This is a genomic window from Cylindrospermum stagnale PCC 7417 (genome assembly GCF_000317535.1).
Lineage (GTDB): Bacteria > Cyanobacteriota > Cyanobacteriia > Cyanobacteriales > Nostocaceae > Cylindrospermum > Cylindrospermum stagnale.
In genome coordinates this window covers 2,451,722-2,463,738 of sequence record NC_019757.1, presented here as the reverse complement: position 1 = coordinate 2,463,738, position 12,017 = coordinate 2,451,722, and the positions used below count along the sequence as shown (strand labels likewise).

Genomic DNA, 12,017 nt, shown 5'->3' with positions numbered 1-12,017 from the left:
AGGGCACATAGTTGGATAGATTTATTATTATGTTTAGCCGGACATAATAATCATCAATGGTTTAGTTTATCCTGATATGGATGCTTAAGTTTTTCTTTTCACATTGTAGCATTATATTCAATTTTAGCTGAGAATTTTTACTTAGATTAATAAAATCTTTAAATTTCGTTTATGTAGAATTTACACTTGTAGTCTTTGACTTATACTTAGTTATATTTATTTGTAGCGATTAAAGAGCAGATTATTGAGTTACCTGTCACCGCCAAAGCATTTTTTTTTGGTGAATGTAAATTGACAAGAATTAGCTTTTATTTTTCTGTTTCAAACAAATAGTGTATAAGTATACCATTAAAAAAAAAGTTTGGAAATAATTTGGCGATTAGATTGAGGAAGATGGCTATATTGCTGCTGGAGGCTAGTCTATCGCTATTATTCAAACTAAGCTGATTGATTTGAGGCATAACATAAATTTAGCGATCGCCTGCGAATGCCAAAATAATACTGCCCGTTCATTTCATCCCAAGGCAGTAGAGTGTCAACCAGCTTTGTAACTGTTGTAACATAACCCCTGATTTTAGCCTCACCCAGATCTCCCAGAGAAGAAATTTCTGCTGCAACCGCTAGACACCGCATACCTCAGCGTTCTGGCAGGGTAAACTATTGAGATTGACTGCTAAAGTTGAGCTACGCGAAGTTGAAAACAGAGTCCTATGCCTGCGTTTTTATTAGAAATTGGTACAGAAGAACTACCTGCAAGCTTTTTGAGTGATGCTATCAGACAATGGAAAGAGCGCATTCCCCAAAGTCTGGAAGCAAATAGCCTCAATTATGAAGCTGTAAAAGTTTATGGTACTCCCCGGCGGTTAACGTTACTCATCACAGGTTTACCATTCCAGCAACCAGACAAAGAAGAAGAAATTAAAGGACCCCCCGCACAAGCAGCCTTTAAAGATGGTAAACCAACACCAGCAGCCGTGGGCTTTGCTAAAAAGCAAGGTGTGGAACTGGACGCCCTAGAAGTTCGCCCCACAGACAAAGGGGAATTTGTCTTTGTGAACAAAAAGACTCCCGGACGTCCTCTAGGGGAAATTCTCACAGAATCGGTTCCCCAGTGGGTTTGGAATTTAGAAGGTAAGCGGTTGATGCGTTGGGGAAGTGGGGATCGTAAATTTTCCCGCCCTATTCGCTGGCTGGTAGCTTTATTAGATGCCGAAATTTTGCCGCTAGAATTAGAGAATGGTGGCAAAACGGTAAAAAGCGATCGCATCACTCAAACTCATCGCGTCTTGCATCCCCAACCTGTAACCATTCCCCAAGCTACAGATTATGTAAACATTCTGCGCCATGCTTCTGTTATCGTTGACCCAGAGGAACGAGCAAACATCATCACAGAGCAAGTCGAAGCAGCAGTCCAGAAGTTAGGCGGATCTACAGTATTTTACCCCGACTTGTTAGCAGAAGTTATCAATCTTGTAGAATACCCTTCCGCAGTTATCGGCAAATTTGAAGATGAATTTCTAGAATTACCAACTGAGGTAATTACTGAAGTCATGGTTAGCCACCAGCGTTATTTTCCGGTCTTCAAAGATGATTATCAGCAAGAATTATTACCCAATTTCATCACCATTTCTAACGGCGATCCTCAAAAAGCAGATATCATCGCTGTCGGGAATGAAAAAGTAATTCGGGCGCGTTTAGCTGATGGAAGATTTTTCTATGAAGCTGATAAAGCTAAACCATTAGAAAGTTTTTTACATCAATTAGAAAAAGTCACTTTCCAAGAAGATTTGGGTTCTGTCCGAGCCAAAGTAGATAGAGTAGTCAAGATCGCAGAATTAATCAGCAACCAATTGCATTTAGAGGAAGATAAAAGCCAAAAAATCCAAAGAGCAGCATTACTGTGTAAAGCTGATTTAGTAACCCAAATGGTGTATGAATTCCCTGAATTACAAGGGATCATGGGCGAAAAATATGCTTTAGCTAGTGGTGAAGATCAAGAAGTAGCAAAAGCAATATTTGAACATTATTTGCCAACAGGTGCAGGTGACAATTTACCCACAACTCTCACTGGCACAATTGTTGGTTTAGCCGAGAAATTAGATACTTTGGTGAGTATTTTTGGTGTCGGTTTAATTCCCACCGGTTCATCAGATCCTTTTGCATTGCGTCGGGCGGCGAATGCGATCATTAATATTACCTGGTTTGCGAATTTAAAAATTCAATTAGCAACCTTGTTAGAACAGATAACCACAGATTTTGCGACCACTTTTGACAAAGATGCTGCCTTTTTAATTATCACATTGCGGGAATTTTTCCTCCAACGTATTCGCATCTTATTAAGAGAAGAAAGGCAAATTGATTATGATTTAGTCAATGCAGTTTTGGGCGAAAATGATCCAGAATATACCGAACGGGCGTTAAAGGATTTACTAGATGTGCGCGATCGCGCTTTATATCTGCAACAAATCCGCAATGATGGTACTCTAGACAAAATCTACGAAACCGTTAACCGTTCCACACGCCTAGCAGCGCAAGGTGATTTAGACAAACAGCAGCTAGAACCCACAGCGGTAATTAATCCCGAACTGTTCCAAAAGTCTACCGAGTCAGCTTTTTACAACGCCTTACTTGAGTTAGTCCCCCAAACCCAAGCAGCGCAAGCATCACGTAATTATCAACTGTTAGTAGACGCACTGGCAAAAATTGCCCCGACAGTAAGTAGCTTTTTTGATGGTGCGGATAGCGTATTAATCATGGATTCCAATCCTGATATCAAGCGTAATCGGTTGAATTTGCTGGGATTATTGCGAAATCACGCCCGTGTTCTTGCTGATTTTGGGGCGATTGTCAAAAATCTGTAGCCTAAGACAACAAAAATAGGTGTAATTTTTGCTGGATTAACGTTAACATAGGGAGTGCTTAACCAGGGATATCTATTGCACAGTCTATGCCAGAAGCTCGCGTTATTGGATTGGGAAAGTCCGGAGTTGGTGCGGCAAGATTGTTGAAACGGGAAGGTTGGGAGGTGGAAATTTGCGATCGCCACACCTCCGAAACCCTCCTGCAACAACAACAAGAACTTGCAGCTGAACAAATCACCGTTAAATTGGGATATTCTCCAGATTTAAATAGTCCTGATTTACCCCAATTAATAGTTGTCAGTCCTGGAGTACCTTGGGATATTCCCCTATTAGTTAAAGCCAGAGATTTAGGCATAGAAACCATCGGCGAAATGGAACTGGCTTGGCGACATTTGCAAACCATACCTTGGGTAGCAATCACCGGCACTAACGGTAAAACTACCACCACCGCCTTAACAGCCGCCATCTTTCAAACAGCCGGATTAAATGCCCCCGCCTGTGGCAACATTGGTTATGCTGCCTGTGAAGTCGCCCTAGCCGCAAAACCTCCCAATTGGGTAATTGGAGAAATTAGCAGCTATCAAATAGAATCTTCTGTCACCCTCGCACCCCGCATTGGTATTTGGACGACTTTCACACCAGATCATTTGGCGCGTCATCAGACTTTAGAAAACTACTACAATATTAAAGCCAAGCTTTTACATCAGTCTCAACTGCAAATTTTCAATGGAGACGATACTTACTTGAGCAAGTTAGGTTTAAATCATTGGCCCGATGCTTTTTGGACAAGCGTCAAAGGCAAAGATTTCCTAATTGGCGAAAAAGGTTTTTACATAGAAGATGGCTGGGTGATAGAAAAGTTAAATGCTGAAACTCCACCAAAACCGATTGTGCAAGTGTCTGCTTTGCGAATGGTGGGAGAACATAATCAGCAAAACCTTTTGATGTCCGTAGCCGCAGCCAGATTGGCAGGAATTGATAGCGATTCTATTACCCGTGCAATTAGTGAATTCCCTGGCGTTCCCCATCGTTTAGAACATATCTGCACTTGGGAAAATATTGATTTTATTAACGACAGCAAAGCTACCAACTACGATGCAGCCGAAGTAGGTTTAGCATCTGTGAAAAGTCCGGCAATTTTGATTGCCGGTGGTGAAGCTAAACCTGGTGATGATACTGGCTGGTTAGCAAAAATTCAAGCCAAAGCCGCTGCTGTTTTACTAATTGGTAATGCTGCACCTGCATTTGCCCAACGCCTGCAAGAAGTGGGATATAGTAATTATGAAATTGTAGAAACCATGTCTCAGGCAATTCCCAAATCGGCGGAATTAGCCAAACAATATCAAGCGCCTGTAGTATTGCTATCTCCAGCTTGTGCGAGTTTTGACCAATACCCGAATTTTGAAGTGCGGGGCGACGATTTCCGCCAATTGTGCCTTGATTGGGCAAAAACCTGAAAAGCATCCCATACTGCTATTGGATGAGGTAGTAAACTCTCATCATCAATATAGGATAAATCTGAGTTTTCATCGGGGTTTAAAATCTTTTTCGGTATGAAGTATAAACTCAGATAAATAACCTGGTCAGGGTCGAGGTCGGGGAGGAGGAGATTGGATAGTCGTTTCCAAAAAATCACCGTCTTGCCCGTATTTGGTGATGCGGCGTTTTTCAACTGTTCCTGTAATCTCAATCCGAGTTACACAATGCCATACACCCTCTACATTAACCCAAGCTATTGTTTGAGGAACTTCGTCAGCCTGCTTAGTCCATTGTCGATCATCCACTCGATCTTCAAACAAAATTTGACTGGGATGTGTTGCACTGACTGGAGAAGTTTTACCAGTCATTTTATCTACCTCCGTAGGGTTTTGTTGAGTGACCGCAAGACTTTGTGTACATAGATATTCACTCGCACCAAGAAAGCTAACCATGATCATCATCCCTGTTATCCAACACTGAATAAGACTGCTCAGAATTATATTCGCCCAATACTTTTAAAACACCCTATAAGCAAGAATACTGTGCATCCTCCCCAAGAAAGATGTTTTAGTTACCGAAAGTATTTAAACTAAATAATAATTTTACCCTGAGTGAAGTTCGGGCTTGGTTTCCCTTCCAAGCCCTTTTTCATCAGCAAAAATTTATCTAAATGAAAAAATTTTTATGGTTGACTTACTTGATTCCCGCCAAATTCGTTTATTAATCCCATAGCATCAGGCGGAATCTCTGTCACTAAGCGGAATGGGAAAGCCTGGGTTGAGGCAAACTGAGCATAATCTGAGGTGAGAAAAGCAGCATATTTACTGGCTTCAGGTGTCATCTGTGCAGCAAATGCCAAAGCTACAACGTTCACCAATTTGCGAACATCAGTTGCTTGATCACCCACAACTTCACCACCACTAAACGGTGTATTCAATTTTTCCTTTTGATCTAAAGTGGTGCTGGGGTCTTTCACACTCAAATGTGTGCCGCCAAGAACACCAACCAGCCATTTAGGAGATGGAATTTTGGTAAATCCGATAATCTGTTCTGTTAAAGCTGGGGTGGTTTTATCCGCGGAACTTGCTAACACTAAAGTTGGGATTTGTACTTTGCTTAAACCAGTTTCGCCAAATAACAAAGAAGTTGTGGGACTGAGTGCGATCGCTTGTTTGATCCTAGCATCCCGCAGTTGATAGCTGTTTTCTGGTAATCCTTGAGCAAGACACTGGATACCTTCACCCAGACTCAACACATTGATTTTATTTTGGCAGCGTTGTTTGAGTCCCCCCAGTTGTAACTCAGCCCCAGCAAGTGATAAAGCTGTAGCACCACCGAAAGAATAACCAATAACCATCGCTTTATTGGTTGCTAGCTTACCTTGCAGTGGATTATTAGCAGTTTGGTTCAGCTTTTCTAGTTCATCAAGGACAAAACTAACATCTCTAGGACGTTCCAAAAACTCCTGAGGCTTGAGGATACTATTTTTGCCAAGGATTGCAGAGTTGGTATTTATCGCATTACTACCAGGATGTTCTAAAGCTGCAACTATATAACCGTGAGAAGCTAAATGTTCTGCCAGGTAGCGTAAGTCAGTGCGAATTGAACCCAAGCCGTGAGACAAGACAATTACAGGTTTCTCAAGAGTTGCCGCAGTTGACCAATAAACATCAACAGGAATACTGCGAACCCGCAGAGGGTCATTCAACTTCAAGTTAAGTTCTTGTACTTGAGCGCTGCCTTCTTGGCTGGGATCAAAGGAGAAAGCCATTTGCGGCTGTCTGGGGTCGAGTCGGGGTGCGATCGCCAGCATAAATTGCTGAGTGCGCCAAAAAGAAGTATTTAAACCGCCTGCAACTATTAATGCCTGGGGCAAATTAATTGTCAAGTATTTACTAGGATAAGCCGCAATAAAACTGAGTACAGAAAGTCCCTGGGGAGCGGTAGAGCCTAAGACAAATCCTGCTCTTAATGCTTGTAGTCCAGCTTTGTCTTTGCGGACTATCGCCGTCGAGACATCGTTAAGAATGGTTGTGCCCAACTGGGTATTAAGTAACCTATTAATGCTGACAACATTTATAGGTACGGGCATTTTTAGCCCCCCCAAAAAAAAGCGGCGTTGTTGTTCTGATAATCGCTGGGTAAAAGGTTTTAAACTCGGAGGAACTACTCCAGTATCCGCAGCCTTTTGCAACTCCGCAAGGGAAATGGATTCTTCTAAGAGTCCAATACGCACAACAATCGTCTCAGCCGCTTGTGCGGAGGTATTTGCCCCAAAAAATTGCATTAGAGCAATAGTTAGGGTAAGGGCTTTGCCCGATGTGCAAAAGAAACCTGCAACTAGCTGGAGATTTCGACCTTTTCCCTTGTTCAACATTTTGAGACCAAATTTAAACTAAGCGAATCATAGCAAATGCTGGTGTATTATACTACCTAAAACCGTGACATAATGGAGAGGGTGGGCAATTTGCCTTTCCCCACAATCAATTTCCCCGGACTTAAACTGCTTAGTAGGGTTCTCAATTTATGGAATTGATGCGTGTTTTTATACTGCATGGTCTTGGGAAATAGCCATTATTGTGGAAAAAACTAGGTAAATTCCCCCTTGAGCAAAATGCTAGAATACTCCAGTATTGAAAAGCAAATTAGCATCTTTAAAAGTTCTAATTGTTAATTGATTTTTTAATGAAAACAGCCATTAGCAACAGTCAAAAAAGTTAAAAAAAATAGGGTAATTATGGCTAAGAACATCTATGCACTATTAGTCGGTATTGACGAATATGACCCGGCATCAATTCCTCTAATACCAACCTTAAAAGGCAGCGTTAACGATATTAAAGCAGTTGCAGCATTTCTGCGGGAGCGAATCGCTAAAGATATCGGCTGGCAATTGATTGAACCCACCAATCAACCGTGGATACTCACAAATCAACAAGCCACCCGTCAGGCAATTATCAACGGCTTTCAGCAGCACTTATGTAATGCAGACAGTGATGATGTAGTCTTGTTCTACTATGCAGGTCATGGTGCCGAAGAGAGAGCACCAGAGGAATTTTGGCATTTAGAACCAGACAGATTAAATAAAACTTTAGTTTGCTATGACAGCCGTACAGAAGATAGTCGAGACTTAGCAGATAAGGAATTAACCTACCTCATCTCGAAAGTGGCACAGAAGCACCCCCATATCTTGACAATTTTGGACTGCTGTCATTCTGGTTTAGGAACGAGCGATTTATCTCCAGAAAAAACGGTGCGTCGTTCTCCAATAGACTGGCGGGAACGTCCTTTAAACAGTTTTATTTTTGCTGATGACCAAACAGCGTTAGATGAATTATTAACGGCAAATCGTGACCAAAAGCAGCAGACTCAAAGCCAGCATATTATCTTCTCTGCCTGTAAAAATTATGAGTTGGCAAAGGAGTACAGAACAGAAGATGGTCAATTTAGAGGCGCTTTTTCTGACTTTTTACTGCAAACTTTAGAACGCACCAATGGCAGCATCACGTATCAAGATTTAGCCAGAAATATTCATACTCTGGTTAATAGTAAGCTTAAGGATCAGTCGCCGCAAGTAACAGCAAGTGATATCGCAGCGCTAGCTAAACCTTTCTTAGGTGGTGCAATTAGTAAAAGTCCTGAGTATTTCACTTTAAACTATAGTCAGAATGATCAAAGCTGGGTAATTGATGGCGGTAGTCTCCACGGTCTTCCCCAACCAGGGAACGGTGGAGATACTTTACTAGCTTTTTTTGCTGTGGGAACTACCAGCGAACAGTTACAGCAACTCTCAGCCGCTGTAGGTGAAGCGCAAGTTAAGCAAGTGCTTTCACAAAAAAGTCTGGTAGAAATTATTAATGCTGGGGAAAGCTTATCAGTAACTGAAACCTATTGGGCGGTAGTTACTAATCTACCATTACCGTCTTTGAAAGTTTACATCAAGGGTGACGCTACAGGTGTAAAACTGGCCCAGCAAGCACTACATACGCCTGTATCTTCCTTGTTTGTGAGTCAAATAGACCAAGCTTTTGTGGCAGATTGCCATTTGTTAGCTCATAACGGTCAATATTGGATTACACAACCGGCATCTGCGCGATCGCTTCCGGGGGGGCGTAGCCCATCGCTAGTTGACCCAATTCCAGAATACCCGAATCCAGTCGGTTACACAATAGAAAATGCCATTTTAGTGATTCGGCGTTTGGAACATATCGCCCGTTGGCACAATATTATCCAATTCTCCAACCCCGTGACAAGTCACATTCAACCGAATGATCTGGAGATGGAGATTGTCATCTTGTCGGGAAATCTAGAGACTGCATCCTCAGAGGTACGGGTTGAGTACACTGATGAAAATGATGTGTGGCAATTCCCCATTATCCAAATTAAACTAACTAATCACAGCCATCAAACTCTCTACTGTAATGTATTAGATCTTTCCGAAAGCTACACTGTAGATGTTCCATTTTTTGAGCAAAAAAGTAGCATTAGACTAGCAGCTAAAGAGACAATTACCAGTTTTGATAATATCGGCTTCATCGTTCCAGATATTTATTGGCAACTGGGAAGGACTGAATACAAAGATGTATTTAAACTGATTGTCAGCACTAGAGAATTTGATGCCAGTTTGCTAGAGCAAGACGGGATAAACTCGCCAAGCGTAACTCGTTTTTTAGGAGAAAAATTAGGAACTCTTGACCGTTTAATGCAAGCTGTTAATACTTGTGAATCTGTGAGAGCTAGTGGTAATTATGATCATTGGTTAACGAAGCAAGTCACGATTACTATTGTTCGTCCACAAGCATCTCAATCAATTCAATCTGAACACAGCACGTTATTACAAAATGGTGTGGTTGAAGTGCAACCTCATCCAAGTTTGCAAGCCAAAGTTAATCTAACTAGCGTATCTCAAGCGAGTAAATATTTAGGAAATCTGATTTTACCTGCTATCTTACGGCAACAACCTAGTGTCAATGAATTCTGGCAATTTACTCCTAGCCGAGGTAGTGATCCTGGTTTGAGTGCTTTGGAGTTAAGTGACGTAGAAGATTACACAGTCATCACACCAGAAACACCTCTAAAATTTCTGGTTAATACAGCCTTAACAGATAATGAATATCTTTTACCATTTGCTTATGATGGTGAGTTTTTCTTACCATTAGGAAGTGGTAAGAGGACGGAAAAAGCTAAAATTGAATTAGCGATAGAAAGGTTGCCTAGACCAATAGTTAGTAATCATAGTTTACAGGGTTCAATTTGGATTTTCTTGGTAAAAATAGCCAACCTAAAACGAGGATTGCCTTTTGAGTATCCAATTTTAGCTGTAGCCAACCTTGGAGAAAATGATGCAATAACCTACGAAAAAAATCAGGAGAAAGTTAAATCCCAAGTTGCAGAAGCTAGGCGAATTATCCTCTTGATTCATGGTCTGATTGGCGACACTGCAAGTATGATTCCCAGTGTTAATCAAGCCATAATTGAGGTAAATGGGGAACTGCTGCCAATTAAACAAATTTATGATTTGGTGCTGATTTTTGATTATGAGTCTACCCAGACTACTATTGAGGAAAATGCCAGACTTTTAGGGCAGAGATTGCACGCAGTAGGTTTGGGAGCAACCCACGGGAAAGAGTTGCATATTGTGGCGCATTCTCTGGGTGGTTTGGTGTCTCGATGGTTTATTGAGCAAGAAGGTGGTAATCAAGTTGTGCAGCATTTGGTGATGTTAGGCACACCCAATGCTGGTTTTTCTTGGCCAGTGGTGCAAGATTGGGTATTGACATCTCTGGGTATAGGGTTGAATCAACTTTCGGCAATGGCTTGGAATCAGAAAGTACTGGCTGATTTACTAGAGTTTCTGGAAGCAAAGGACTATTCTCTAGAGCAAATGCAGCCAGATTCTGATTTGATCAAAGCGATCGCTAATCATAACGATCCTCAGACTCCTTATACAATTATTGCAGGTAACAAATCCTTGGTTAGAGCCGCTGTAGAAATACAGCCAGCTTGGCAATCGAGTCTCATACAGCGATTAGTGCAGCGGCTGTTGGGTAAAGCTGTAGATTTGACAGTTTTCCAGCAACCTAACGATATGGCTGTAACTCTAGCCAGTATTAAAAGTGTGAGTAATGACAGAACGCCTCGTCCCAAAATCTTACTACCAGATGCGGCTTGCGATCACTTCACCTATTTTACTCATCAACTAGGGTTAGCCGCATTGGCAAAGGCAATCCAACCACTTGTTCATCCCCCGCTCAATCTAACACAAGAGGCTCTTCCCTCACCGTGGGATATCAGTCTGCCTATTCAAGCACCAGATGCGATTCCCTATTCCCAGAGGACTCCATCAGCTACGGCAAATCAACAGGGGGAAAATGCTTCTGGGGTGAATGATGTAGTGATTAAGGTGATTGCATTATTGATTATAGTAGTTGTTGGCTTAATGGTCTGGAAGCGATCGCCCCAACCACAACCAGAAAATCCCAACAAAACCAGTCAGCCTATACCTGGAAGCTAGGTTAAGTATCAATTTGCTCAATGCCGATAATCTTTTGATTGTCTGCAATTTCTTTGCGAGTATGAAATGTAAAGCGGCGCTGTTCACCTTGTTTGTTCCACTCTTGTTGCAATGCTGCGTGGGGATGTGTACCGTTGTTGAGTATTGCCATTAGTTGGGGCCATGTTGTTTCAATCTTACTGGCATCACCAACAAAGAGTTGAAAACGACCAATGTTAGCAACTGCATAAATCCCAGAAGCCATAGTTTCGAGTTAGTAGCTTGGACTATGGCAATTATAGAGTTCATCACAAACAGAGATTCGCCAAAATCGGTGTTGACAACCACAAAAATGCAATGCACCATCGCGAACAGCGCCCATCACCTACGCTGGGGCGCAGTCCCTACCGGACAGGGTTTACTAGCGTAGCGAATAAATTTTTAGCTCTTTTGTCCAGTTTTGTCCAGGATTCCCCAAACCCATCGCATCTCATCTAACTATGAACTGGGTACTGTCTTATCTTTGCCCAGCATAACTTTTCATCGCCAGACCTTCATATCTTCCCAAGATGGACACTCTCACTGCTGTTGCTGCACTACCATTACTCAACAACTCGTTCTAGCCGCATCAACAGTTTTGCTTGATTTTATGCGTCGCCTAAATACTTATACATTAATTCTGCTGCTCTCGCTGCTGATTATTACACTCTGGTGGCCTGTAAATGATTCTGATTGCAACTCAGAAGCTTTTCTGAAATCAAAAACCCCAAAATTTCAAGTACAGGCTACTAAAGTTGTTGTTCAGCCGTGGCTTGGTGAACATCAAGTATATGGAATCTTTATGGTTCCCGACGAATATAAACAAACCCCATTTTTTGTATTATCAGTCAAAGGTTTTGGTAGCGACTGTTCCCGGCCTTATGGCTACAGGCAAAATTTTGATGACATTTTTGCTGAACCAGGAACTCATCTTGTGAGGGACTATATCAGAACTCGCAGCGCTTTGCAGCTAATTTTCCAAGGTTTGTACTTTCATCTCAATGATAAACATAACTGGACTCTCACCTTCCCTCAACTAAATACTAGTCAGGATGGTGGTTGAGTTATCTAAACATCACTTTTCTCCAATAAGTGAAAGCCTACTTTGAAACAGGCTTTCAATCGTTTCATTAACTCTCAAGACGACA

At 41.8% G+C, this 12,017-nt stretch carries 8 protein-coding genes; 4 read left to right on the top strand and 4 right to left on the bottom strand.

Annotated elements, in window-relative coordinates:
* Window positions 1-438 precede the first annotated feature (438 nt).
* Entirely contained in the window at window positions 439-633 is a 195-nt protein-coding gene (locus tag CYLST_RS35155; RefSeq protein WP_015207599.1) for a hypothetical protein, read from the bottom strand.
* Window positions 634-710: 77 nt separating this feature from the next.
* On the opposite strand from CYLST_RS35155, the gene glyS reads away from it, so the two are divergent.
* Window positions 711-2,861 (top strand): glycine--tRNA ligase subunit beta, encoded by a 2,151-nt coding sequence (glyS, locus tag CYLST_RS09995; RefSeq protein WP_015207598.1) that lies wholly within the window; start codon window positions 711-713, stop codon window positions 2,859-2,861.
* 86 nt (window positions 2,862-2,947) lie between these two features.
* Entirely contained in the window at window positions 2,948-4,318 is a 1,371-nt protein-coding gene (murD, locus tag CYLST_RS09990; RefSeq protein WP_015207597.1) for a UDP-N-acetylmuramoyl-L-alanine--D-glutamate ligase, read from the top strand.
* Window positions 4,319-4,444: 126 nt separating this feature from the next.
* On the opposite strand, the gene CYLST_RS09985 is transcribed toward murD, so the two are convergent.
* Both CYLST_RS09985 and CYLST_RS09980 read right to left on the bottom strand, forming a co-directional pair.
* Window positions 4,445-4,792, bottom strand: a complete 348-nt coding sequence (locus tag CYLST_RS09985) for a hypothetical protein (RefSeq protein WP_157162557.1) — start codon at window positions 4,790-4,792, stop codon at window positions 4,445-4,447.
* Between the two features lie 230 nt (window positions 4,793-5,022).
* On the bottom strand, window positions 5,023-6,717 hold the full coding sequence (locus CYLST_RS09980; RefSeq protein ID WP_015207595.1) for an alpha/beta hydrolase: 1,695 nt from the start codon (window positions 6,715-6,717) through the stop codon (window positions 5,023-5,025).
* Window positions 6,718-7,077: 360 nt separating this feature from the next.
* On the opposite strand from CYLST_RS09980, the gene CYLST_RS09975 reads away from it, so the two are divergent.
* Window positions 7,078-10,851, top strand: coding sequence for a caspase family protein (locus tag CYLST_RS09975; protein ID WP_015207594.1), 3,774 nt, complete (start codon window positions 7,078-7,080; stop codon window positions 10,849-10,851).
* A gap of 1 nt (window position 10,852) precedes the next feature.
* On the opposite strand, the gene CYLST_RS09970 is transcribed toward CYLST_RS09975, so the two are convergent.
* A complete protein-coding gene (locus CYLST_RS09970; RefSeq protein ID WP_015207593.1) occupies window positions 10,853-11,095 on the bottom strand; it encodes a GIY-YIG nuclease family protein in 243 nt (80 codons plus the stop codon).
* Window positions 11,096-11,479: 384 nt separating this feature from the next.
* Between CYLST_RS09970 and CYLST_RS09965 the strand changes: the two genes are divergently transcribed.
* Window positions 11,480-11,932 carry a hypothetical protein gene (locus CYLST_RS09965; protein ID WP_015207592.1) on the top strand — a complete coding sequence of 151 codons (453 nt, stop codon included), beginning with the start codon at window positions 11,480-11,482 and terminating at the stop codon, window positions 11,930-11,932.
* Window positions 11,933-12,017: the final 85 nt, after the last annotated feature.